The sequence below is a fragment of the Curtobacterium sp. USHLN213 genome, from assembly GCF_037144815.1.
Lineage (GTDB): Bacteria > Actinomycetota > Actinomycetes > Actinomycetales > Microbacteriaceae > Curtobacterium.
In genome coordinates this window covers 1-23,195 of the sequence record NZ_JBBCYQ010000010.1, presented here as the reverse complement: position 1 = coordinate 23,195, position 23,195 = coordinate 1, and the positions used below count along the sequence as shown (strand labels likewise).

Below are 23,195 nucleotides of genomic sequence, written 5' to 3'. Positions count from 1 at the left end.
TCCGCACATGACGAACTCCATCACCCGCCGCGCCCTCTTCGCCGGCGGAGCGTCCGCCCTGGCGCTCGGTGCGCTCGCCGCCTGCTCCACCACGGGCACCCCGAACCCGCGGAGCGGTGCGACCGGCACGGTGTCCTACTGGCTCTGGGACTCGAACCAGCTGCCGGCGTACCAGGCCGTCGCCAAGGCCTTCGAGCGCGAGAACCCCGGCATCACGATCAGGATCACCCAGCTCGGGTGGGCCGACTACTGGACGAAGCTCACCGCCGGGTTCATCGCCGGCACCGCGCCGGACGTGTTCACGGACCACCTGTCGAAGTTCCCGCAGTTCGCCGACCTCGACGTGCTGTACAAGCTCGACGAGCTCGAGGCGACGTCGGGGATCCGTGACGACGACTACCAGTCCGGGCTCGCCCAGCTCTGGAAGGGGCGGGACGGCCACCGGTACGGCTCGCCGAAGGACTGGGACACGGTCGCGATGTTCTACGACCAGAAGGTCATCGCGAAGGCCGGGTACACCGCCGACGACCTGGCCGCCCTGTCCTGGAACCCCGATGACGGTGGCACCTTCGAGCGCGCCGTCGCGCACCTCACGATCGACGGCAAGGGGCGCCGCGGGGACGAGCCGGGTTTCGACAAGACGGACGTCGCCGTCTACGGGATGAGCGCCAACGGCAGCGGGGGCGACGGGTTCGGGCAGACCCAGTGGTCGCCGTTCACCGGGTCGATCGACTGGTTCTACACGAACAAGAACCCGTGGGGGAACCGGTTCCGCTACGACGACGCCGGGTTCCAGAAGACGATCTCGTGGTACTTCGGGCTCGCCGAGAAGGGCTACATGCCGAAGTACGGGGTCTTCTCCACGACGACCGGACCGGACGTCCAGCTCGGCTCGAAGAAGGTCGCGCTCTCGTTCAACGGCTCGTGGATGATCGGGACGTACGCGAACCTCCCGGGCATCGACGTCGGCATCGCGCCGACGCCGACCGGGCCGATCGGACACCGCGCGTCGATGTTCAACGGTCTCGGCGACTCGATCACGAAGCAGGCGCGGAACCCGGAGGCAGCGGCGAAGTGGGTCGCGTTCCTCGGCAGCGCTGCCGCCCAGGAGATCGTCGGCCGTGCGGGCATCGTCTTCCCGGCACGCCGATCGGGGACCGACGCAGCGGTGGCGGCGTACGCGAAGCGGGGCCTCGACGTGACGGCCTTCACCGAGCAGGTCGAGGACGGCACGACGTTCCTGTTCCCCGTGACCCGGAACCCGGCCGACGTGCAGGCCCTCGTGCAACCGGCGTTCGACGACATCTACGCGAACGGCAAGCCGATCAGCACGCTGACGGACGTGAACGAGCAGGTCAACAACCTCCTCGCCCTCACCTGAGCCGCCGTCGGTCGACCGACTGGAGGCGCGGGTCGGGCCCGCACCGCGCCTCCGGTCCGCACGTGGGGGACTGGAGGCGCGGGTCCGGCCCGCACCGCGCCTCCAGTCCGCCCGTTGGGACGCGCACGCCGATGCGCGGACTGCGCACCCTGACGACGACTGCGCGTGGTGGAACGCGCGCAGTGGTCGTCAGCGCGCGCACTCACGCTCGCGCCCGCCCGCGCGCCCCGCGCCCGACCGCGCCCGCCCGCGCGCCCCGCGCCCGCCCGACCGCGCCCGCCCGACCGCGCCCGCCCCGCCGCCCGCGCCCGCGCGCCCTACCGCTCCGGCGCGCGCTGGAACCCGATCTCGAGCAGCAGGTTCGCGTGCGAGCGCTGGTCGCCAGTCGCGATGACCAACCCGGTCTCGGGCGCCCGGACCGCGTCGTAGAACGCGAACCGGTCGAGCGCACCGAGCGGCACGTCCGGCCCGAGGATGCGCCGGTAGCCCTCGTGCGCCGCGACGACGGTGTCCGCCGGAGCCTGCATGACCGTCGCCGCCTCGACCGGGACCGCGTCGAGCAGGGTCGTCAGGACCTCGTCGACGTCGAGCAGTCCGGGGCGGAAGTTGAGGTGCACGAGCGCGGCGCCGGGACGCATCGCCGTCGCGAACGGGTAGTTCCCGTCGGCGACCAGCACCTTGGAGCCGTGCCCGAGCGACGCGAGCGCGCTCAGCGTCGGTTGGTGGGTGAGGGTGTAGCGCAGCATCATGCCTCCGTGGGGGTGACGAGTCGGGCGACCGATCCACCGGCGACCAGACGGGGTGCGACGACGACGTCGACGGGAGCCGGGTCGGCGTCGGGGTCCGTCAGGCGCGCGTGGATCAGGTCGGCGGCGCGGACGGCGAGCTCGTGCGTGGGCTGCACGATGACGGTGAGCTTCGGGACGGTGGCCTGGGCGAGTTCGAGGCCGTCGAACCCGAGCACGGAGAGCTCCCGGCCGAGGGTCAGCCCGGACTCGTTCAGCGCGATGACGGCTCCGAGGGTGAGTTCGTAGTTCGCGCAGAAGACCGCTGTCGGTCGGTCCTGCTGCACGAGGAGCCGCTGCATCGCCGCCTGCCCGTACTGCACCGTGAGGGGCCCCTCGACGACCGAGTCCGGTCCGAGGACACCGCCCTCCCGTTCGACCAACGCACGGAAGCCCGCGGTGCGCTCCCGCATGGTGGAGACCGCGGGGTCACCCGCGACGACCCCGACCCGGCGGTGTCCGTGGTCGAGCAGGTGGCGGGCGGCGAGGGCGCCGGCGCCGCGGTTGTCGAGGAAGACGCCGTCGGTGGCGAGGGCGTCCGCACGCCAGTCGATCTGCACGACCGGCACCCGCTCGGCCGCACGCGCCAGGGCCTCGACGTCGTGGTCCGACGGCACCGCGATGATGCCGTCCACCATTCGGCTGAGGAGCAGGTCGACCGCGCCCGCGGCCGCGTCCGGGCTCGACGAGACGATGACGCTCGTCCCGTGCGCCCGGAGTGCGCTCTCGACCCCGGCGATCACGGTGAGGTGGAAGTCGTTGTCGAGCGCCGGCAGCAGGACGCCGATCGTGCCGGACCGCCGGGAGCGCAGGCTCCGGGCGAACCCGTTGGGCCGGAACCCGAGCGTCGCCGCGGCCCGTTCGATCGCCTGTGCGTTCTCGTCGCGGACGGTGCCGCCGTTGTAGAACTTCGAGATCGTCGCGAGCGAGAGCCCCGTCGCCCGCTGCAGGTCCTTGTAGGTCGCCGTCACCCGACGCCCCCGGGGATCGTGCCGTCCTCGTCCCACAGGTCGTGCCAGCTTGCGGCGCCCGACCACAGGAACACCTGCCCCTTGATGAGCCGGACGCCGCGGTCGACGTCCTGCATCGCCCCGAGTTCCTCGTCGGTGAGCGGGTCCGTCAGCGCGCCGTCGAGGTTCGCGCGGTACTGCTCGGGCTTCACCGAGAACGGGATCGGGACCTGCCCGCGCGCGACCGCCCACTTGAGGCAGACCACGGCGGGGTGCACGCCGTGCGCCTCGGCGATCCGCCGGACGACGGGGTGGTCGACGTCCACGTGGTCGTCGTCCTCGCGGTCGCGCTCCGGGCGGGACGGTGACCCGAGCGGCGAGTAGCCCACGGGCTGGATGTCGTTCGCGCGGCAGAAGTCGAACAGCTCCGGTTGCTGGAACGTCGGGTGCAGCTCCATCTCGTTGAGCGCCGGGGGGACCCGGGCGTCGCGGAGCAGCAGCCGCAGCTTCGGGACCGTCGTGTTCGACGTGCCGAGGTGCCGGACCATTCCGGCGTCGACGAGCCCCTCGAGCGACCGCCAGAGCGCGAGGTACGCGGCGTGGTCGTAGGGGCGGGCCGATCGGTCGCGGTCCTCGACCGAGGCGTGCGGCGCGTGGTGGTTCGGGAACGGCCAGTGCACGAACACCGCGTCGAGGTGGTCGACCCGCAGGTCCCGGAGCGATCGCTCGACCGACGCGACCGCATCGGCCGGGTCGTGCGCGTCGTTCCAGACCTTCGACATCACGAAGAGGTCCTCGCGCGGGACACCGCTCGCCGCGATCGCTGCGCCGACCTCGGGCTCGTTGCCGTAGACCGAGGCGCAGTCGACCAACCGGTAGCCGGCGCCGAGGCCGCCGCGGACCGCCGCCGCCACCTCGTCCGGGCCGTACCGGTCGGAGCCGAACGTGCCGAGCCCGATCGTCGGGATGCGTGCGCCGGTCCGCAGGGGTCGGCTCGTCGGGACGTCCACGGTGGCCTGCTTCCTGCGCGTCGTCGCGCATCACTCAACGTTTCACCCATGCGGGTGCAATGCACGCTACCGTAGAACCGTCTCCAGGACGAAACGTTTCGCTCGACTCGAGGAGGAGTCATGCCCGAACCCCACGACCTGCCACGGATCGACCCGGCGGCGCTGCCGGAGCCGGTCGACGTCAGCGACAACTCGGTGGCGCTCGCCGCCGTCGCCGAGGTCGTCGCCGCCGGCCCGTACGAGGCGACCTGGGAGTCGCTCCGCGGGTACACGCCACCGCGCTGGTACGAGGACGCCAAGTTCGGGGTCTTCCTGCACTGGGGCGTCTACTCGGTGCCGGCCTTCCGGAACGAGTGGTACTCGCGGGACATGTACCGCGCGGGCACCCCCGAGTTCGAGCACCACGTGGCCACCTACGGACCGCAGTCGCAGTTCGGCTACAAGGACTTCATCCCGTCGTTCACGATGGAGCACTTCGACCCGCAGGACTGGGCGACCCTGTTCCGTCGCGCGGGGGCGCAGTTCGTCGTCCCCGTCGCCGAGCACCACGACGGCTTCGCGATGTACGACACCGACCGCTCCCGGTGGAGCGCGGCGCGGATGGGGCCGGAGCGCGACGTGTTCGGCGACCTGCTCCAGGCGGTCGACGACGCGTTCATGGTCCGCGGCGCTTCCTCGCACCGGGCCGAGCACTGGTTCTTCATGAACGGGGGCGCCCGGTTCGACTCGGACGTGCTCGACCCGCGGTTCATCGACTTCTACGGCCCGGCCCAGCGCGAGGAGACCGCGCCGAACGAGCGACACCTCGAGGACTGGCTGCTCCGGACCGTCGAGGTCATCGACAAGTACCGGCCGCAGGTGCTCTGGTTCGACTGGTGGATCGAGCAGCCAGCGTTCGAGCCGTGGCTGCGCACCCTCGCCGCGTACTACTACAACCGTGCCGCCGAGTGGGGGCGCGAGGTCGTCATCAACTACAAGTGGCAGGCGTTCGCGGACGGCTCCGCGGTCTACGACATCGAGCGCGGTGCGATGGGGGACATCCCGCCGGTCGTCTGGCAGAACGACACCTCGGTGTCCAAGTCCGCCTGGTGCTGGATCGAGGGGCACGACTACAAGACCGCGCGCGACCTCGTCGCCGAGCTCGTCGACGTCGTCGCGAAGAACGGCGTCCTCCTGCTCAACGTCGGCCCGAAGCCGGACGGCACGATCGCCGAGCCCGAGCAGCGGCTGCTGGAGGGCATCGGCCGGTGGTTGACCGTCAACGGCGAGGCGATCTACGGCACCCGTCCCTGGCGCGTCTTCGGCGAGGGTCCGACGCACGTCCAGGCGGGGTCGTTCGTCGACGGCGCCGCTCCGGCCCACACGTCCGAGGACGTCCGGTTCACCACCCGCCACGACGTCACCGGCGAGTACGTCTACGCGGTCCTGCTCGCCGACCCGACGGACGGCGTCGCGCGCATCCGCTCGTTCGGCAGCGGGACGAACCTGCTCGGACGGCCGATCCGCAGCGTCGAGGTGCTCGGCGCCGGCGGCGAGGTGCAGTGGACGCAGACCCCCACGGCGCTCGAGGTCGTGGTGCCGACCGGTACCGATCCCGATTCCGGCCCGGTCGTGAAGGTCTGGCTACGTCCGGAGGAGCGGCAGGAACGAACCGACTCGCTGCACGGGTGAGCGAGCGGTCCGACGGTGACCCCCCCTCGGGCTGGGGGGGGGGGGGGGGCCCCCCCCCGCGCCTCCAGTCCGTGACACTGGAAGCGTGGAACGACGCGCACTGATCCTGGAGGCCGCCGCCCGTCAGTTCGAGCGTGTCGGCTTCGCCGCCACGACGATCGCGGCCGTCGCCCGCGAGGCGGGCGTCTCGCAGGGCGCCCTGCACTTCCACTTCCCCACCAAGCTGTCCCTCGCGCTCGGGGTCATCGACGAACAGAACGTGCGGACGTTCGACGTCGTGAGCCACCACGACGCGTCGCCCGCCGAGGCGCTCGTCCGGGCCTCCCGGGGCATCGCCGGCATGCTGCTGACCGACCCCGTCGTGAGCGCCGGCATCCGGCTCTCGCTCGAACGCGGCGAGTTCGGTGCCGCGACCGCCGCCTTCTACGACCAGTGGATCGGTGGGATCAGCGACCTGTTCCGCCTCGCGATCGCGAGCGGTGAACTCCGGACGGACCTCACACCCGAGCAGCTCGGCGCGACCGTCGTCCCGATGTTCACCGGGGTCCAGCTCGTCTCGGCGGTGCGGACCGGCCGGCAGGACCTCTTCCCCGCGGTCGCGACGATGTGGCGGATGGTGCTCACCGCCGTCGCGGACCCTCGGCACCGGCCCCGCTTGCTGGGGGTCGTGGCGGACGCGTTCGGCACGGCAGACTGACGCCGTGGACACCAGCGAGCACGGCACCCCTCCGTACGGCGACCCCGCGCTCGCGACGTCCGGGGTCGAGCGGGTGGGGTGGTCCGCGAGCGTCGTCGCGCTGCACGTCGTCGCGACCGTGCTGCTCGCGGTCGGGTTCGTCGCCGTCGCGGTGACGCTCTGGTCCCTGTTCGTCACGGTCGACGACGGTGGCGGCGCGAACATCGGCGCCGGGATCCTCGGGGTGTTCGGCCTGGGCGTCGGTGCGCTCGGGCTGGTCGTGCTCGCCGCTGCGGGCAGTGCGGCCGCGGTCACCCGTGTCCGACGCCGACGAGCGCACTGACGCGGGACGGCCCGGGGGCCGGGTCGCTGCGGGTCAGCGGTCGTGGAGCTCGCGGTCGCGGAACCACTTCAGCAGCCAGGCCGCGCTCGTGCGGTCGAAGGACCGCGGGAAGTCGACGCCGTCGGTGAGGAACGGGCTGAAGCCCTCCTCGGCGGCGATGTCGGAGTCGTCGAGCGACCGGTAGGCCATCGACCAGCCGTCGAACCGACGGCGTTCGATGTCCTCGCGCACGAGGGACTTCACCTCGCCGTGGCGGGGGTCGCGCGCGATCGCGGCGAACCGGTCGTCCACGCTCCACGCCGGGCCCTCGAGCAGCTGCATGAAGCGGCCGTCCTTCGCCAGCAGGATGCCGGAGACCCCCAGCGCCTCGTTCCGGAGCCGCGACCCACGCAGGAGCTCGGTCAGGGCGGCGTCGTCGAAGGGGGTGGCCGCCCGGCTCATGTAGACGATGGAGACGAGCACGGCTCCATCTTGGCGCGGGCCGCCGTCGACACGAAATGGTGTCCGCTAGACGTAGTCCCGTCAGTCCGCGGACGGGGCCGGTGCGCCGACCGGGGGCTCCCGCACGTCGAGCGTGGTGCGGTTCCGGGTCGCCGGGGCGGCGAGCAGCGCCACGACGAGGAGTCCGGCGGGGACGAGCATCGCCGCCTGCAGGCCGAGGTGATCGCCGAGGAACCCGAGTGCCGGAGGACCCGCCAGGAACGCGATGTAGCCCGCGGTCGCGACGACGGACACCCGTCGGTCACCATCGGTCGGGTGGTCGCCGGCGGCCGAGATCGCGAGCGGGAAGCCGAGGGCGATGCCGAGACCCCACACCCCGGCGGCGGCCGCGGTCAGCACGGGGCTCGGCGACACCACGACGAGCAGCACGCCGACGGTGCCGACCGCCGCGCACACCCGAACGACCGGTGCGCGACCGAACCGGGCGACGAGGGGCGTGCCGGCCGTCCGCCCGACGAACATCGCGAGGGCGAAGCCGGTGAAGACGAGGGACCCGACGGCCTCGGGAGCGCCGTGGTCGGTCGTCATGAGCAGCGGGAGCCAGTCGCTCGCGGCACCCTCGGCGAACGCCATCGCCAGGGTGATCACGGCGATGAGCAGCACCTGCACCGTGAGCACGGCCCGGAGCCGCGGAGCCGGTGCGGCCGCGGACGACGCCTCGGGCGCAGCGCGGGGGACCGGACGGAGGTTCACGGCGGCGAACGCGGCGAGTGCGGCCATGACGACGGTGGCGCCGAGCAGGTGCGTGAGGACCGGCGTCCGGGCAGCGGTCACCGCGATGCCCGCCACCCCGCCGAGGACCGTGCCGAGACTGAAGCAGGCGTGGAGCAGCGGGACGACCGGCCGACCGATCCGCCGCTCGACCGCGGCCGCCTCGACGTTCAGGCCGATCTCGGCGACGCCGGACCCGAAGCCGATGAGGAACAGCCCGCCCCACACCCCGGCGGCGAGCTGCGCGGGGGCGGACAGGGCGACGAGGAGCATGCCGACGACGGGCAGGACCCCGCCGAGGACGATGAGCGGCCGGGTCCCGAGGCGCCGGACGAGCACACCGGCGCCGAGGATCCCGATCATCGAGCCGATCGAGAGCCCGAGGATGACGATGCCCATCGCCTCGATCGAGGCCCCGAGCGCGTCGCGGATCGCGGGCGTGCGCGTGATCCACGAGGCGATCCCGAACCCGGTCATCGTCGACGTGGCGAAGAGTGCCGCGCAGTGGCGCTCGATCATGGGTCCATCAGAACGTCCCACCGTGGTCGAGTCAAGGGAACGGCGCAGACCGCCGGTGCGAGGTCAGCGCAGCATGCCGAGCGAGCGCGCCGTGGACACCGCAGCCGTCCGCGAGGCGACCCCGAGCTTCGAGAACACGTGCACGAGGTGCGACTTGACCGTCGCCTCGCTGATGTGGAGCCGCGCCGCGACCTCGCCGTTCGCAGCGCCGGCGGCGACGAGCTCGAGGACCTCGATCTCCCGCGCCGAGAGCGACACCTGCGGGGTCCGCATCCGGGCCATCAGCCGGCCGGCGATCGCGGGCGCGAGCGCGCTCTGGCCGGACGCCGCCGCCCGGACGGCCGCGATCAGGTCGTGCGGCGGCGCGTCCTTGAGGAGGTACCCGCTCGCGCCGGCCTCCACCGCGCCGAGGATGTCGCCGTCGGAGTCGTAGTTCGTGAGCACGAGGACGTACGGCGCGGCGTCGAGCGCACGGATCCGCCGGGTGGCTTCGGCACCGGAGGTGTCCTGGCCGAACTGCAGGTCCATCAGGACGAGTTCCGGCGAGAGGTCGGCGGCGAGCTCGACCGCGGTCCCCGGTGTCGCGGCCTCGCCGACGACCTCGAGGTCGTCCTCCGCGTCGAGCAGCGCGCGCAGGCCGGCCCGCACGACCGGGTGGTCGTCGGCGATCAGGATCCGGATCACGGCACCTCCAGGACGGCGACGAGGGTGGTGCCGCGTCCGGGCGCCGAGTCGATCTCCAGCCGTCCGCCGAACTGGCCGACGCGGTCCCGGGCCGCGCGCAGGCCGAACGAGTCGGACGCGACCGCTCGCGACAGCGCGGTGACCGGGTCGAAACCGACGCCGTCGTCCGAGACCGTCAGCCGCGCCTCCTGGCCGTCGACCGCGAGTGACAGCGCGACGTGCGTGGCGTGCGCGTGCTGCACCACGTTCGCGACCGCGCCCTGGGCGATGCGCAGCAGCGCCGTCTGGACGTCCATCGGCAGCACCACGTCGGGCACGTCGACGGTCACGGTCAGGCCGTCGCCGGACCACTGCTGCTCGGCGAGCCGCCCGAGCGCCGCCGGGAGCCCCTGGTCGAGCGACGGCGGCGTGAGCTCACGGATGAACCGCCGGGTGTCGGCGAGTCCGTCCGCCGCGGTGTCACGTGCGAGCCGGATGTGCTCCAGCCCGGGGCGCTCGCCGTCCGCGCGTTCCGCGGCGTGCAGGAGCATCTGGATGCTCGACAGGCCCTGCGCGACGGTGTCGTGGATCTCGCGGGCGAGGCGAGCCCGCTCGGCGAGGACCCCTTGTTCACGCTCGGTCGCGGCCAGGCGGTCACGGGTCGCGATGAGTTCGGCGACGAGCGCCTCGCGCTCCGTGGCCTCGCGCGCGAGGGCGCGGTACCCGAGCCCGATGAGCAGCGCCACACCGGCGCCGACGAGCGGGCCGACGACCCCGCCGACCGTGAACCCGCCGTGCAGACCGAGCGCGACGACCGCGACGAGGGTGGCGACCACGACGGCGACCGGACCGACCACGCGGGGGAGGACGTGCAGGTACAGGAAGAACAGCGGGAAGACGAGGTACGCGGCCTCGGGCACGAGCACCAGCAGGGCGATCCAGACGAGGCTCAGCGCGACGAGCCAGACCGCGCCGGCGATCGCACGACGGCGCTCGGCGGTGCGGGCGGCGACGGCGCCGAGCAGGTAGACGCCGGCGAAGACGACGCTCAGCCCGAGGGGCACCCAGGGCCTCGGGTCGTCGCTCACCAGGACACGGATGACGACGAGGGCCAGGAGCGCGGCGGACAGCACGTGCAGGCCGGTCCGGAGACCGACGAAGACCGGGGTGAGCGTGCTGTGCGCCATGACGGTCCCAGCGTACGGAGCCGGGTGCGGGACCGGATCAACCGAAAGTTCGATCGGGGGACCAGTCCGGTCGACGATGTCCGGAGGGACCGGCGCGGCGAGGCTGGAGGCGTGGTCGCGGAGGGTCCGTGACCGACGTGGTCGCGGAGGGTCCGTGACCGTCGTGGTCGCGGAGGGTCCGTGACCCGGGAAGGGACCATCGTGTTCGTCGCCTGGCGCGACCTCCGGTTCGCTCGCGGACGCTTCGTGCTCATCGGCTCCGTCGTCGCGCTCATCACCCTGCTCGTGGGGTTCCTCGCGGGCCTCACCGGCGGACTCGCCGCCCAGAACGTCTCGGCCGTGCTCGACCTGCCGGGTGACCGACTGGTCCTGCAGCAACCGTCCGACGGGCAGCCGTCCTTCGGCGAGTCGACCATCGGCCAGGAGGCGCGGGTCGGCTGGCAGACGGCGGCCGGCGTCGACGAGGTGGTCCCGGTCGGGATCGTCCAGGGGCGGGCGACCTCGGGTCACGACGACGGGTCGGCGGTCGGGGTCGCCCTGTTCGGGCTGGCCGCCGACCACGGCGGCTCGGCCGACGCGCGTGGCTCGGTCGCCTCGCTCGCGCCGACGCGGGACGACGAGGTCGGCCTGTCCGCCGGCGCGGCCGCCGACCTCGGGGTCGACGTCGGCGACCACGTGACGATCACGGGCACCACCTACCGGGTCGCCTCCGTCGGCGGCGACGCCTGTTACAGCCACACGCCGGTCCTCGCGATGACCCCGGACGCCTGGTCCGCGGCCGATCGGCGGCTCGGCGGCGACGGCGACCCCACCGTCCTCGCCGTGAGCGGGTCGCCCGACTGGGACGCCGTCGCCACCGCGACCCACACGTCGGCCTCGTCGCACCTCGGCTCGCTCACCGCCCTCGAGACGTTCCGGTCGGAGGTCGGTTCGCTCGCCCTGATGATCGCGATGCTGTTCGGCGTCTCCGCCCTCGTCGTCGGCGCCTTCTTCACGGTGTGGACCATGCAGCGCGCGGGCGACGTCGCCGTCCTGAAGGCACTCGGTGCGAGTACCCGGTCGCTCGTCCGGGACGCCCTCGGCCAGGCGCTCGTCGTGCTCGTCGTCGGCATCGGCGTCGGGACCGCCGCGGTCGTGGGTCTCGGGGCGCTCGCCGGCGGTGCGCTGCCGTTCCTGCTCAGCCCGCTCACCACGCTGGTCCCGGCGATCGCGATGGCGGCCCTCGGGCTCGCCGGAGCCGCGGTCGCCCTCCGCACCGTCACCGCCGCCGACCCCCTCACCGCACTCGGGAGCAACCGATGATCACCCTCGACGACGTCACCCTCACCTTCCCCGACGGCGACCGCCGCGTCACCGCGGTCGACCACGTCTCGCTGACGGCACGCACCGGCGAGGTCACCGGGATCACCGGCCCCTCCGGCTCCGGCAAGTCCTCGATCCTGGCCGTCGCGGCGACGCTCATCCGGCCGAACTCCGGCCGCGTCGTCATCACCGGTGCGCGGGGCGACGCGGTCGACGCCGCCGCGCTGTCGCGGGACGAGGCCACCGCGCTCCGACGGGAACGCATCGGCATCGTGTTCCAGCAGTCGAACCTGTTGCCGTCGCTGACCGCCCGCGAGCAGCTCCTCGTCATGGCGCACCTCGGGGGCCCGCGGGCCGGGCGGCGGGGTGCGGCGGTCCGCGATCGGGCCGACGACCTGATCGACGCGGTCGGGCTGTCCGGGCACGCCGACAAGCGACCGGCCCAGCTGTCCGGTGGGCAACGGCAGCGGATCGCGATCGCCCGCGCACTCGTGCACGAGCCGGAGGTCCTGCTCGTCGACGAACCCACGAGCGCACTCGACCAGGAGCGCGGCGCGGCGATCATGTCGCTCATCGCGCAGCTGACCCACGAGCGCGGCACCGCGACGATGCTCGTGACGCACGACCTCGTGCACCGGGGCGCGCTCGACTCGCTCGTGACCGTCGTCGACGGACGGGTGGTGTCCGACGCGGCGACGGGCGACGGGCGCATCGCGGCCTAGGATCGGGCACATGGCGACCGTCCTCCTCGTCCGGCACGGACGCACCACCGCGAACGCGACCGGCGTCCTCGCCGGACGGACGGCAGGGGTGGCGCTCGACGCCGTCGGCCGCGAACAGGCCGCACGGACGGCCGGACGACTCGCCGCGGTCCCGTTCGCCGTGGTCGTGTCCAGCCCGCTCGAACGGTGTCGGCAGACCGCCCGCGCGCTGCTCGGACGCCAGCCCGGCGAGCCGGAGACCCGCATCGAGCGGGCGATCACGGAGTGCGACTACGGCGACTGGCAGGGCCGGAAGCTCGCGGACCTCGCGAAGGAGCCGCTCTGGCGGACGGTCCAGGCGAACCCGAGCGCCGTCGTGTTCCCCGGCGGGGAGTCCATGCAGGGGATGCAGTCGCGCGCCGTCGCCGCCGTCCGCCGGATCGACGCCGAGGTCGAGGCCGCCCACGGTCCGGGCGCCGTCTGGGTCGCGGTGAGCCACGGCGACGTGATCAAGTCCGTGCTCGCCGACGCCCTCGGCATGCACCTCGACCTGTTCCAGCGCATCGCGGTCGGACCGGCGTCGGTGTCCATCGTGCGCTACGGCGAGCACCGTCCCGAGGTCGTCGCCTCGAACACCGAGTCGGGTGACCTGACGTGGCTCGCGGCCGCACCGGCGCCGAGCGCGGACGCCGCGGTCGGGGGCGGCGCCGGCCACGACGACCCCGCCACCGGGCCGGCTCCTGCCGGAGCCTGAACGACTGTCGCCCGGCGCTCCTACAATGCGGGGTATGCCCACCATCGTGCACGGCTTCGACTGGCCGGACCGTCTCGTCGTCGGGACCGTCGGCCGTCCGGGCGAGCGGTCCTTCTACATCCAGGCGCGTGACGGCCGCCGTGTCACGAGCGTCGCGCTCGAGAAGGAGCAGTCGGCCGTCCTCGCGGACAAGATCGACGAGCTCCTGGACGAGGTCGCGACCGTCGAGGACAACCGGTTCAGCGTCCCGCCGTCCGCGCCCGCAGAACTCCGTGACGGTGAACCGCTCGACCAGCCGGTCGAGGCCGAGTTCCGTGCCGGCGCCCTGAGCCTCGGGTTCGACCCCGCCACCGCCCAGGTGGTGATCGAGGCGTACCCCATCGACGACGAGCTCGAGATCGTCGCCGAGACGACCGAGGACGGCGAGGAGATCGAGGCCGTGGTCGAGATCCCCGAGCCCGCCGAGCTGTTCCAGGTGAAGATCCCGGTCGGCACCGCTCGCGCGTTCGTCGAGCGCACGCGGGAGATCGTGGCCGCCGGCCGTCCGCCAGGGGCCGCATGAGCGACGGGTCGCTGTCCATCCGGGCACGCATCCGGGAAGCCTCGAACGCCACCTTCCTCGCCGACCTCGACGGCGAGGCGGTCGTCTACAAGCCGATCGAGGGGGAGCGACCGCTCTGGGACTTCCCGGACGGCACCCTCGCCGATCGAGAGGTCGCGGCGTACCTCGTGTCCGAGGCGTTCGGCTGGGACGTCGTCCCCCCGACGTGGATGGGCGAGGGGCCGTTCGGCCGCGGCATGGTCCAGCGGTGGCAGGACGTCGATCCCGAGCAGGACGCGGTCGACCTCGTCCCCACCGAGGACGCCGAGGCCGAGCTGTCCGGCGACGGAGCACCCCGCTGGCGGCCGGTGCTCGAGGCGATCGACGAAGCGGACCGTCCGGTGACCCTCGTGCACGAGGACACGACCGCCCTGCGGCGGATGGCGGTGTTCGACGTCGTCGTGAACAACGCCGACCGCAAGGGCGGGCACGTCCTCGCGATGCCGGACGGGCATCGCTTCGGTGTCGACCACGGGCTGACCTTCCACGTCGAGCACAAGCTGCGCTCGGTGTTGTGGGGGTGGATCGGCGAACCGCTCGACGCGGACGAGCTCGAGGGCATCGATCGGGTGACCGAGGCCCTGCACGGCGATCTCGGTGCCGCACTCGACGAACACCTCACGGTGGCGGAGGTCGACACCCTGCGCGCTCGGTGCGCGGCGCTGCGGGCGGTCGGCCTGTTCCCGCCGCCACCGGGACACGGGCCCGCCGTGCCCTGGCCGCTCTTCTAGCGACCCGCTCGGCCTCCGGCGCGGAGATCGGGTCGGCAGGTTCCGTCGGGTGCGGAACCCACCGACCCGTACCGCGTCCCGCCTGCCGGGTCGCGGTGACCCGTGGCGGTCGGACGGAGGGCGCCGTTGTCCTCCGGGACCCCACGGGGGTCGACCGGCCGAGGACGGATCAGGTGCCATCGGTCGGTCATCACCACCTCACCGACGCTGTCGGTGTCCCGACAGCGTCGGTTCACCGACGTGGTCGGTACACCGACGAGGTCGGTCAGGTGGAGCGGTGATCGCGGCCGGGGTCTGGGGCAGCTGTGGCGTCAGCATACGACCGAGATCGCCCGAGGAACAGACCCTGCCGTCAGATTGTCCAGTCGTCCCGGAAGAGCGCTCCACCGCGGCGCGATCCCAGGTACGACCCGACCACCGCGACGCCGAGGTCGTCGTTCTCGGGCGCGACGACCTTGCCGTCCACCCGCTTCGCCATCGCGTCGATGAAGCGCGCCAGCCCCGGGTCGTCGCCGAGCCGGAAGAACGTCGTCTGCGCGCCGAGCCGTCCGGCGTTCTCGAGCTCCCGGACGGACAGCGCGATCGTGATCGGGTCCGGCGGGTACCCGAACCACACCTGGCCGTTCGGTTCGAGGTGCGAGGTGGGCTCGCCGTCGGTGACGATGAGCAGCACGGGCTGGGCGGTCGGGTGCTTCCGGAAGTGCCGGTTCGCGAGCAGCAGGGCGTGGTGGAGGTTGGTGCCCTTGTCCCACATCGCGTCGAGGCCGACGAGTTGCTCGATCTCCATCACCTCGGCTTCGCGGCCGAAGGCGATGAGCTGCAGGTCGTCGCCGCGGAACCGTGTGGACACGAGGGTGTGGAGTGCCAGCGCGGTGCGCTTCATCGGCACCCACCGGTCCTCCATCGCCATCGAGAACGAGGTGTCGACGAGCAGGGCGACACAGGCCTGCGTCCGTGCCTCGGTCTCCTGCACCTCGACGTCGTCGATCTCCAGGCGGACGCCCGGGCCCATCCGTCCCGAGGCAGCGGTGCGGGTGAGCGCGTTCGTGATCGACCGCGTGACGTCCCACGGCTCGGTGTCGCCGTACTGCCACTGCCGGGTCGCACCGGAGGGTTCGCCGGACGCACCGGAGCGGCGGAGGTCTCGGGCGCCCTGGCGGCCGGACATGCGCTCGGCGACGTCCCGGAGCAGGCTCTTCCCGAGCTGCCGCATCGCCTTCGGGGTGAGCCGGAGCTGCCCGTCGGCACCGCGGCGCATCGCACCGGAGTTGCGCAGGGCCTTCTCGAGCTGCTGCAGGGTCCTCGCGTCGACGACGGCGTCGTTCCCGAGCTGGCGGCCGAGGGCGTCGAGGTCGAGGTCGTCGAGGTCGGAGCCCGGTCCGGCCTGCGCGATCTGGTCGGCGAGGGCGTCGAGGTCGGCGATGTCCTGGAACACCCCGGTCCCGTCGCCGAGGCCGAGTCCCTGCTCGCCCTCCATCCGCTCGGAGCCGCCCCAGTCCTCGCCCGGCCGGAGCGAGCGGAGGGTGTCGTCGAGCTGGGCGAGCTGACCCATCAGGTCGGGGGAGCCGAACGCCTGCTGGGCGAGGGCGTCGAGCTCGTCGCGCTGCTCCTGGGTCATCGAGTTGCGCATGCGCTGCGCCGCGGCCGCCCGGGCAGCGAGGTCGTCGAGCAGTTCCTCGACGTTCTGCGGGTCCGACGGGAAGTACTGCCCGTGCTCGGCCATGAACGCGTCGAACTGCTCCTGCGTGTCCGTCCCCGCACGATGGTCCTCAAGCAGGGTGTTGAGGTCGCGCATCATCGCGGCGACGTCCTCGCGGTCCTGGTCGGTGGCACCCTCGAGCGCCTGCTTCATGCCGGCGAACCGCTGGTCGAGCACCTCGCGGCCGAGCAGGTCCTTGATCTCCTCGTACTTCTGGCGCGCGGTCGGGCTCGTCCAGTCGTATCCGCTCAGCTCCTGCACCGCGGTGGCGGGCGACGGTGACAGGCTGTCGAGCTGCATCTCGGCGAGGGCTCGGTCGCCGTCGTCGATCTCGGTGTCGCGGGCGAGTTGTCCGCGTTCCGCGAGCACGGCCTCGTCGAGCAGCTGCTTGACCTGCTGCAGGGTGCCGTCGAGGTTGTTCTTCGCCGTCAGCTCGCGACGTCGCTCGGCCACGCGGCGGGCCAGGTCGTCGAGGCCGCGCTGGTCCTGACCGCCGCGGCGCAGGTACTCCCGGATGGCACGCTCGGGCGAGGTCCCGCCCATGACGTCCTCGCCGATGGCGTCGAGCGCCTCGGCCAGGTCGACCGGGGGAGCGAGCGGGTCCGGGCCGTCCTCGTACTTCCCGTAGCGCGCGTCCCGCGCCAGGCGTCGGTTCGCCCTAGCCATAGACGGCTTCGCCCCCGCCGGACTCCTTGCTGATCCGCCGGGCGAGGAAGAGCCCCTCGAGCGCGAGTTCGATGGCGCCGGCACGCTCGCCGTCGTCGGTCGCTCCGAGCCGTTCGCAGATCTGGTCGTACAGGTCGGACTCGCCGATCGACGGCAGGCCCTCGAGGAAGGCGCGGGCGCTGACCTGCTCACCCGTGGTCACCATCGTGCCCCCGTCGAGCGCCTCGACGAGGACCGCGAAGTCGAGCCCACGGAAGCGCGCCCGGACGGTCTCGGCGGTCGCGGTCCGGAGCAGGTGCTCGAGCACCTCGTCGGCGCGGTCCTCCTCGCCGTTCTCGAACTCGATCTTCCCGCCGAGGACGTCGATCGCGGTCTCGAGGTCGATCGGCCGCGCGACCGCGTGCTCCTCGCCCTGCCGCGCAGCGCGGTGCACCGCGGCGGCGGAGATCGTCTCCGCGCCGGCGATCGCGAAGCGGGCGCTGACGCCGCTGCGCTGGTCGACCGCACTCGATCCGCGCAGGGCACGCGTGAACCGGGCGAGGATCTCGACCAGCGCGTCCGGCACGTCGGCGGTGAGCCGCGCCTCCTGGCGGATCACGGCGATCTCGTCCTCGAGCTCGATCGGGTAGTGGGTGCGGATCTCGGCGCCGAAGCGGTCCTTCAGCGGGGTGATGATCCGACCGCGGTTCGTGTAGTCCTCGGGGTTCGCGCTGGCGACCACGAGCACGTCGAGCGGCAGCCGCAGGACGTAGCCGCGGATCTGGACGTCGCGCTCCTCCATCACGTTGAGCATCGCGACCTGGATGCGCTCGGCGAGGTCGGGGAGCTCGTTGATGGCGACGATGCCGCGGTGGCCCCGGGGGACGAGGCCGAAGTGGATCGTCTCGGGGTCACCCAGGCTGCGGCCCTCGGCGACCTTCATCGGGTCGACGTCGCCGATGAGGTCCGCGACGCTCGTGTCCGGCGTCGCGAGCTTCTCGACGTAGCGGTCGTCGCGGTGCCGCCAACTGATGGGCAGGGCGTCGCCGAGGTCCGCGGCCCGGCGGATGCTCGCCGTCGTGATCGGTTCGTAGGGGTGCTCGCCGAGTTCGGAGCCGGTGATGACGGGCGTCCACTCGTCGAGCAGGCCCTGCAGGGTGCGGAGGAGTCGGGTCTTGCCCTGTCCGCGTTCGCCGAGCAGGACGACGTCGTGCCCGGCGATCAGGGCGCGTTCAAGCTGCGGGACGACGGTGGTGGCGAAGCCGTGGAGGCCGGGCCAGGGGTCGCGGCCCTCGCGGAGGGCGCTGAGCAGGTTGTCGCGGATCTCGGCGCGGACCGTCTTCTGGAGGTGGCCAGAGGTGCGGAGCTCGCCGACCGTTCGGATGTCGGGTCGGGTCACCTCTTCGACGTTACGCCGTTCGGGCCTGGAGGCGCGGTGCGGGCTGGCACCGCGCCTCCAGGCCACCTGCTTGTGAGTTTTCATAGCAATTGCAATGATTGGGGTTCCGGCATCGGAGCCGGATTCGATTAGGGGGATCCGGCTCCGAGCCCGGAACCCGTTCGTTTCCGGATCTGAACCATCTCGTCGATCTGGGCGTACGTTCCCCTCTCGTGAGCAGCACGACGAACGGGGCGATCAAGAGCCTGGTCCCCGCCAGGATGGACAGACTGCCGTGGACACGGTTCCACTGGAGTGTCGTGGTGGGACTCGGTGTCTCGTGGGTCCTCGACGGCCTCGAGATCCAGATCGTGTCGAACGCCGGGTTCCAAGCCGACCTGGACCTGTCGACGCAGCAGGTGACCTCGCTCGGCACCATCTACCTCGTCGGGCAGGTCGTCGGCGCGATCGTCTTCGGTCGGATGTCCGACCGGCTGGGGCGTCGGAAGCTCTTCATCCTCACGCTGGCCATCTACCTGATCGGCTCCGGCATCGCGGGGCTCGCGCAGGACTTCTGGTTCCTCGCAGCCTTCCGGTTCGTCGCCGGGCTCGGCATCGGCGGCGAGTACGCCGCGATCAACTCGGCGATCGACGAGCTCATCCCCGCGAAGTACCGCGGGCACGTCGACATCGCGATCAACGGCACCTACTGGGGCGGCGCGGCACTCGGCGCGTTCGCGAACATCTACCTGCTCGACACGGCCAACTTCGCCGAGAACATCGGCTGGCGCATCGGCTTCTTCCTCGGCCCGGTGCTCGGCATCGCGATCATCTTCCTGCGGCGGCACATCCCGGAGAGTCCGCGGTGGCTCATGACGCACGGACGCGAAGAGGAAGCCGAGGCGACGGTCACGCAGATCGAGGAGTCGGTCGAGAAGTCCACCGGGCACCGGCTTCCGGAGGTCGACGAGTCCAAGGCGATGACCGTCACGCCGACGGAGAACGTGAAGTTCCGGACGATCGTGAAGGTGCTGTTCCGGCAGTACCCGACCCGCACCCTGGTCGGCGCGACGATGATGATCACGCAGGCGTTCCTCTACAACGCGATCTTCTTCACCTACGCCCTGGTGCTCACGAACTTCTTCGGCCTGAAGACCGCCGAGACGAGCGTGTACTTCTTCCCGTTCGCGATCGGCAACCTGCTCGGACCGATCATCCTCGGTCGGTTCTTCGACACCTGGGGTCGTCGGCAGATGATCTTCTCGACGTACCTGGTGTCCGGACTCGTGCTCGCCACCTCGGCGTTCCTGTTCCAGGCGGACGCGATCAGCGCGCCGGTGCAGGTCGTCTTCTGGTGCATCTCGTTCTTCTTCGCCTCGGCGGGTGCGTCCAGCGCCTACCTGACCGTGAGCGAGATCTTCCCGCTCGAGCTCCGGTCGCAGGCGATCTCGTACTTCTTCGCGCTGGCGCAGATCTTCGGTGCCGTCGCTCCGCTCATCTACGGCGCGCTCATCGGCGACGGGTCGTCCCGCGAGCCGCTGTTCTGGGGGTACCTGCTCGGGTCCGCGGTGATGATCGCGGGCGGTGTCGTGGCGCTGATCTTCGGCGTCGACGCGGCCCGGAAGGGGCTCGAGGACGTCACGCAACCCCTGTCCGTCCTGACCAAGGAGGCGGACGCGGCGCGGAAGTAGTATTCCGTATGCGGAGTGTTTAGCGCCGCGCTCCGGGGTCTGTCATCGTCCTCGCATGGCAGTCCTCCACAGCACGACAGTGTCCTGCACGGTCCACGGGCCGACCACTCGCGAAGCCGGCGGCGTGGGCCGTGCGTGATCCTGGCGGCATGGAGCGAGCACAGCACCGACCGGGTCGCGACGACGACGACCCGCACGGCATCCGACGCAGTCTGCTGCGGGACGCGGTCTTCGCGCGGCTCCTCGACAACGTGCTGCGCGGGGTCTACCGCCGTGGCCAGCGGATCCGGCTCGACACGATCGCGGCGGACATGCGGGTGTCCCGGACCCCGGTGCGCGAAGCGCTCGTGCCGCTCGAGAACCTGCGGCTCGTCTCGGTGCAGCGGTACGTCGGGGTGGTCGTCGCGCACTGGACCGTCGACCACATGATCGAGCGGATCCGGATCGCGCGGACGATGATCACCGAGCCCTCGGCGGGCGCGGTGCGGTGCGCGGATCGCTTCGACGTCGCCTGGCTCCGCGAGTGCGTGACCGAGGGTGGGGTCTTCGTCGAGCTCGGCTCGTGGTGGCTCCGCCGGAGCGGTGCGGCCGTCAGCGCCGACTGGCTCCTGTCGCAGCGTGCCGTGCTCGACGCGTTCTTCACGGACGACGTGGCACTGGCGAACGGGATCGACGCCGTGGTCGCTCGTCGGGAACGCCGGAAGATCGCCGAACGCGCGACCACCGCGGCCGAGCGGGACGCGCTCGACGAGTGCGCGGTGGCACTGGTCGAGCTCGCCGATGCCCTGATCGGCCTGCCCGAACGGTTCCGGGCGGCCGCCTGAGCACTCACCGCGGATTCCGGGGCCGCTCGCACTGAATCGACAGGCGGACGCATGGCAGGGTGGTCCGGTTGCCGTCCCCGCGGCACCGGGACCGACCGGGCCAGCGCGGGACCCCACGGTGCCCGACAGGGAGGGCACTGCCCGCGTGCTCGTCCGCTCGAGCACGCACCGTGTCCGCACACGACAGGAGTGCCCGTGAACGACGTCCGCGACCGATCCCACCGGCTGAACCGAGCGACCGGGATCGCACGGCACGGACGTCTCCGGCACCGCAACCCCGTCGGCACCGCGATGAAGGTGCTCTCCGGCGTGGCCACGGTCGCCCTCGTGAGTACGGCGTCGGTCGCCGCGATCGCCGCCAAGCAGGTCACCGACGACTTCGGCGACGGCGTCGCGATCCAGGGGCAGCCAGCGCGGCCGGCGACGGGACCGGCAGCGCTGAGTTCGTACCAGGGCGGTTTCAACATGCTCGTCGTCGGCACGGACAACGACCCCGAGCAGGGCACGGCGTACGGCGAACGCGACGCCACGTTGAACGACGTCAACATCCTGCTGCACGTCTCGGCCGACCACACCAACGCCACCGCGGTGAGCATCCCGCGCGACCTCGTCACGCCGATCCCTGCATGCCGCAAGCAGGACGGCTCCGGGACGACCCCCGCCATGGCCGCGCAGCCGATCAACAGCGCGTGGGGCGAGGGCGGGCTGAACTGCGTCGTGCAGACCGTGCAGGGACTGACCGGCCTCGACGTGCAGTACTCGGCGGCGGTGTCGTTCCAGGGCGTCATCGAGATGTCGAACGCGATCGGCGGTGTGCCGGTGTGCGTCGCGCAGCCGATCCACGACCGCTACACGGGGCTCGACCTGCCGCAGGGCACCTCGACGTTGCAGGGCGACCAGGCGCTGGCGTTCCTCCGCTCCCGGCACGGTGTGGGCGACGGCTCGGACCTCGGGCGGATCTCCAGCCAGCAGGCCTTCCTGTCCTCGCTGCTCCGCACGGTGAAGTCGAACGACACCCTCACCTCGCCGCCCACCCTGTACAAGCTGGCCCGGGCAGCGGCCTCGAACATGCAGCTGTCGCAGAGCCTCAACGATGCCGGCACGATGGTGGAGATGGGGCGGGCGCTCCAGGACCTCCCGCTCGCGCAGGTCAACTTCGTGCAGTACCCGGGGACGACCGGTGGCACGGGGGTGTACTCGGGGAAGGTGCAGCCGTCGGCAGAGCTCGCGGCGCAGTTGTTCGCGAAGATCCGGGCGGACCAGTCGTTCTCGCTCGGCGCGGACAGCACCGGGATCGGGGCGGAGCGCGCGGCGGGAGCGGGGTCTGCCGCGGGGTCGTCGGCCGCGGGGGCCTCTGCTGGCGCGGCCGCGGGCGCCGGGTCCGCTTCGGGTGCCGGCGGCTCGGCTGCCGGCGCGGGGTCGGGTGCCGGTGTGAGCGGCGCGGGCGCGGGGGCGGGTGCCGGTGCGAGCACGGGGACGGGTGCCGGTGCGAGCGGCGCGGGCGCGGGGGCGGGTGTCGGTGCGAGCCTTGGTGCGGATGGTGCGAGCGCAGGTGCAGCCGGTGCCGCCGGTGGAGCCTCCGCGCCCGCGAGCAGCCCCGCGGCCACGGCTCCGGCCGAGACCCTCGACGGCTTGCAGGGGCAGTCCGCCGACGAGCAGACCTGCTCGAAGGCGTTCGGCTCCTGACCCCCGTCCCCGAGGTTTCGCGCCCACCGACACTCCACGCGCTCCCCGGCCCGTGAGATGTCGCCCAGCGCGAAGAACCGCCCGCGAGCCCGCGCGCCCGAACCACCGAGAGCGGGGGCGCGGTGGTGGGCCGCGCCCCCTGGTCACTCCTCGGTCTGAGCCTCGCGCGATCGGGCGCGCGTCGGGCTCGCCGCCCAGGAGCGACGTCGGTGCTGTGTCGCGGCGACGGGGTGAGACCCCGGAATGTGATGGCCGCGCCTCGACGATGCTATTGACCGGGGTACGGGTGGACAACCCCCGACTGTCCCCACTTCGGGGGACCCTGCCGTGCGCTCGACGCAGGGTCGGTGTCGAGACAGTGCTCGACCTCCTGTATGGTGGTGGGAGCGCTCGCGAGAGTGCTTGGAGACGTCGCATAGTCCGGCCGAGTGCACCACCCTGCTAAGGTGGAGTCCCCTTTGAGGGGACCGAGGGTTCAAATCCCTCCGTCTCCGCGGCACACGAAACCCCGGTCCTCCAGGACCGGGGTTTCGTCGTTCCCGAGGAACACCGGGCGCATCGAGTGCGCGGCGCGACCACCGCCGGACGGGAGGCACGGTGCCAGCCCGCACCGCGCCTCCCGTCCGCGCGTGCGCGCCGTGACGTCCACGCATCTCGTGAGCAGAAATGGTCGGGTGCGCGCACATGACCCGACCATTTCTGCTCACGAAACCTCGGGGCGCGGCCGCCCCCGCCGCGGGGCGGCGGGGGGGCGGGCGGCGGGGGGGGGGGGCGGCGGGGGGGGGG

The 23,195-nt window shown here is 72.3% G+C and carries 21 protein-coding genes and 1 tRNA gene; 13 read left to right on the top strand and 9 right to left on the bottom strand.

What is annotated here, in order from left to right:
- The first annotated feature begins 7 nt into the window (after nt 1-7).
- Nucleotides 8-1,381 carry an ABC transporter substrate-binding protein gene (locus WFH25_RS13850; RefSeq protein ID WP_336698152.1) on the top strand — a complete coding sequence of 458 codons (1,374 nt, stop codon included), beginning with the start codon at nt 8-10 and terminating at the stop codon, nt 1,379-1,381.
- A 317-nt stretch (nt 1,382-1,698) separates the two neighbouring features.
- On the opposite strand, the gene WFH25_RS13845 is transcribed toward WFH25_RS13850, so the two are convergent.
- From WFH25_RS13845 to WFH25_RS13835, 3 genes are read right to left on the bottom strand one after another with little or no spacing between them, the layout of a single operon-like run.
- Nucleotides 1,699-2,130, bottom strand: a complete 432-nt coding sequence (locus WFH25_RS13845) for an RbsD/FucU domain-containing protein (RefSeq protein ID WP_336698151.1) — start codon at nt 2,128-2,130, stop codon at nt 1,699-1,701.
- A complete protein-coding gene (locus WFH25_RS13840) occupies nt 2,127-3,137 on the bottom strand; it encodes a LacI family DNA-binding transcriptional regulator (protein ID WP_336698150.1) in 1,011 nt (336 codons plus the stop codon). Before WFH25_RS13840 ends, WFH25_RS13845 begins: the two co-directional genes overlap by 4 nt.
- Nucleotides 3,134-4,126: an aldo/keto reductase gene (locus WFH25_RS13835; protein WP_336698149.1), complete on the bottom strand. Its 993-nt coding sequence runs from the start codon at nt 4,124-4,126 to the stop codon at nt 3,134-3,136. The genes WFH25_RS13840 and WFH25_RS13835 overlap by 4 nt, the downstream gene beginning before the upstream one ends.
- Before the next feature lie 120 nt (nt 4,127-4,246).
- Between WFH25_RS13835 and WFH25_RS13830 the strand changes: the two genes are divergently transcribed.
- The 3 genes from WFH25_RS13830 to WFH25_RS13820 all read left to right on the top strand — a co-directional run bounded on the left by WFH25_RS13830 (nt 4,247) and on the right by WFH25_RS13820 (nt 6,816).
- Nucleotides 4,247-5,797, top strand: coding sequence for an alpha-L-fucosidase (locus WFH25_RS13830; protein ID WP_336698148.1), 1,551 nt, complete (start codon nt 4,247-4,249; stop codon nt 5,795-5,797).
- An 85-nt stretch (nt 5,798-5,882) separates the two neighbouring features.
- On the top strand, nt 5,883-6,494 hold the full coding sequence (locus WFH25_RS13825; RefSeq protein ID WP_175496035.1) for a ScbR family autoregulator-binding transcription factor: 612 nt from the start codon (nt 5,883-5,885) through the stop codon (nt 6,492-6,494).
- Between the two features lie 4 nt (nt 6,495-6,498).
- Nucleotides 6,499-6,816 carry a hypothetical protein gene (locus WFH25_RS13820; protein WP_071302801.1) on the top strand — a complete coding sequence of 106 codons (318 nt, stop codon included), beginning with the start codon at nt 6,499-6,501 and terminating at the stop codon, nt 6,814-6,816.
- A gap of 33 nt (nt 6,817-6,849) precedes the next feature.
- Here WFH25_RS13820 and WFH25_RS13815 read toward each other — a convergent pair whose 3' ends face one another.
- The 4 genes from WFH25_RS13815 to WFH25_RS13800 form a co-directional block, all read right to left on the bottom strand.
- Nucleotides 6,850-7,278: a BLUF domain-containing protein gene (locus WFH25_RS13815; RefSeq protein ID WP_083295228.1), complete on the bottom strand. Its 429-nt coding sequence runs from the start codon at nt 7,276-7,278 to the stop codon at nt 6,850-6,852.
- A gap of 60 nt (nt 7,279-7,338) precedes the next feature.
- Nucleotides 7,339-8,547 carry an MFS transporter gene (locus WFH25_RS13810; RefSeq protein WP_336698147.1) on the bottom strand — a complete coding sequence of 403 codons (1,209 nt, stop codon included), beginning with the start codon at nt 8,545-8,547 and terminating at the stop codon, nt 7,339-7,341.
- A gap of 63 nt (nt 8,548-8,610) precedes the next feature.
- Complete coding sequence (locus tag WFH25_RS13805; protein WP_070418136.1) at nt 8,611-9,231, bottom strand: response regulator; 621 nt, start codon at nt 9,229-9,231, stop codon at nt 8,611-8,613.
- A complete protein-coding gene (locus tag WFH25_RS13800; protein ID WP_336698145.1) occupies nt 9,228-10,397 on the bottom strand; it encodes a sensor histidine kinase in 1,170 nt (389 codons plus the stop codon). The genes WFH25_RS13805 and WFH25_RS13800 overlap by 4 nt, the downstream gene beginning before the upstream one ends.
- A 201-nt stretch (nt 10,398-10,598) precedes the next feature.
- On the opposite strand from WFH25_RS13800, the gene WFH25_RS13795 reads away from it, so the two are divergent.
- The 5 genes from WFH25_RS13795 to WFH25_RS13775 are packed head-to-tail and all read left to right on the top strand — an operon-like array spanning nt 10,599 to nt 14,486.
- Nucleotides 10,599-11,699 (top strand): ABC transporter permease, encoded by a 1,101-nt coding sequence (locus tag WFH25_RS13795; RefSeq protein WP_336698330.1) that lies wholly within the window; start codon nt 10,599-10,601, stop codon nt 11,697-11,699.
- On the top strand, nt 11,696-12,421 hold the full coding sequence (locus WFH25_RS13790; RefSeq protein WP_336698143.1) for an ABC transporter ATP-binding protein: 726 nt from the start codon (nt 11,696-11,698) through the stop codon (nt 12,419-12,421). Before WFH25_RS13795 ends, WFH25_RS13790 begins: the two co-directional genes overlap by 4 nt.
- Nucleotides 12,422-12,431: 10 nt before the next feature.
- A complete protein-coding gene (locus WFH25_RS13785; RefSeq protein ID WP_336698141.1) occupies nt 12,432-13,154 on the top strand; it encodes a histidine phosphatase family protein in 723 nt (240 codons plus the stop codon).
- A 34-nt stretch (nt 13,155-13,188) separates the two neighbouring features.
- Nucleotides 13,189-13,716 (top strand): DUF3090 domain-containing protein, encoded by a 528-nt coding sequence (locus WFH25_RS13780; protein ID WP_070418140.1) that lies wholly within the window; start codon nt 13,189-13,191, stop codon nt 13,714-13,716.
- A complete protein-coding gene (locus tag WFH25_RS13775; RefSeq protein WP_336698139.1) occupies nt 13,713-14,486 on the top strand; it encodes an SCO1664 family protein in 774 nt (257 codons plus the stop codon). The genes WFH25_RS13780 and WFH25_RS13775 overlap by 4 nt, the downstream gene beginning before the upstream one ends.
- Nucleotides 14,487-14,838: 352 nt before the next feature.
- Here the strand turns inward: WFH25_RS13775 and WFH25_RS13770 are convergent, their stop codons facing one another.
- On the bottom strand, nt 14,839-16,851 hold the full coding sequence (locus WFH25_RS13770) for a vWA domain-containing protein (protein WP_156794852.1): 2,013 nt from the start codon (nt 16,849-16,851) through the stop codon (nt 14,839-14,841).
- Entirely contained in the window at nt 16,844-18,229 is a 1,386-nt protein-coding gene (locus WFH25_RS13765) for an AAA family ATPase (RefSeq protein ID WP_070418142.1), read from the bottom strand. Before WFH25_RS13765 ends, WFH25_RS13770 begins: the two co-directional genes overlap by 8 nt.
- Before the next feature lie 212 nt (nt 18,230-18,441).
- Here WFH25_RS13765 and WFH25_RS13760 point away from each other — a divergent pair, with 212 nt between their 5' ends.
- The 4 genes from WFH25_RS13760 (at nt 18,442) to WFH25_RS13745 (ending at nt 22,903) form a co-directional block, all read left to right on the top strand.
- On the top strand, nt 18,442-19,899 hold the full coding sequence (locus WFH25_RS13760; protein WP_336698138.1) for an MFS transporter: 1,458 nt from the start codon (nt 18,442-18,444) through the stop codon (nt 19,897-19,899).
- A 149-nt stretch (nt 19,900-20,048) separates the two neighbouring features.
- Nucleotides 20,049-20,723 (top strand): GntR family transcriptional regulator, encoded by a 675-nt coding sequence (locus tag WFH25_RS13755; RefSeq protein WP_071296032.1) that lies wholly within the window; start codon nt 20,049-20,051, stop codon nt 20,721-20,723.
- A 195-nt stretch (nt 20,724-20,918) separates the two neighbouring features.
- Nucleotides 20,919-22,409, top strand: coding sequence for an LCP family protein (locus tag WFH25_RS13750; RefSeq protein WP_336698136.1), 1,491 nt, complete (start codon nt 20,919-20,921; stop codon nt 22,407-22,409).
- 404 nt (nt 22,410-22,813) lie between these two features.
- A tRNA-Ser gene (locus WFH25_RS13745) sits at nt 22,814-22,903 on the top strand.
- Nucleotides 22,904-23,195 lie beyond the last annotated feature (292 nt).

What these genes read in the sequence shown, in the direction of transcription:
- WFH25_RS13850 (WP_336698152.1), top strand. Translation starts at nt 8, where the DNA reads ATGACGAACTCCATCACCCGCCGCGCCCTCTTCGCCGGCGGAGCGTCC.
- WFH25_RS13845 (WP_336698151.1), bottom strand. Translation starts at nt 2,130, where the DNA reads ATGATGCTGCGCTACACCCTCACCCACCAACCGACGCTGAGCGCGCTC.
- WFH25_RS13830 (WP_336698148.1), top strand. Translation starts at nt 4,247, where the DNA reads ATGCCCGAACCCCACGACCTGCCACGGATCGACCCGGCGGCGCTGCCG.
- WFH25_RS13810 (WP_336698147.1), bottom strand. Translation starts at nt 8,547, where the DNA reads ATGATCGAGCGCCACTGCGCGGCACTCTTCGCCACGTCGACGATGACC.
- WFH25_RS13800 (WP_336698145.1), bottom strand. Translation starts at nt 10,397, where the DNA reads ATGGCGCACAGCACGCTCACCCCGGTCTTCGTCGGTCTCCGGACCGGC.
- WFH25_RS13790 (WP_336698143.1), top strand. Translation starts at nt 11,696, where the DNA reads ATGATCACCCTCGACGACGTCACCCTCACCTTCCCCGACGGCGACCGC.
- WFH25_RS13785 (WP_336698141.1), top strand. Translation starts at nt 12,432, where the DNA reads ATGGCGACCGTCCTCCTCGTCCGGCACGGACGCACCACCGCGAACGCG.
- WFH25_RS13780 (WP_070418140.1), top strand. Translation starts at nt 13,189, where the DNA reads ATGCCCACCATCGTGCACGGCTTCGACTGGCCGGACCGTCTCGTCGTC.
- WFH25_RS13775 (WP_336698139.1), top strand. Translation starts at nt 13,713, where the DNA reads ATGAGCGACGGGTCGCTGTCCATCCGGGCACGCATCCGGGAAGCCTCG.
- WFH25_RS13770 (WP_156794852.1), bottom strand. Translation starts at nt 16,851, where the DNA reads ATGGCTAGGGCGAACCGACGCCTGGCGCGGGACGCGCGCTACGGGAAG.
- WFH25_RS13755 (WP_071296032.1), top strand. Translation starts at nt 20,049, where the DNA reads ATGGAGCGAGCACAGCACCGACCGGGTCGCGACGACGACGACCCGCAC.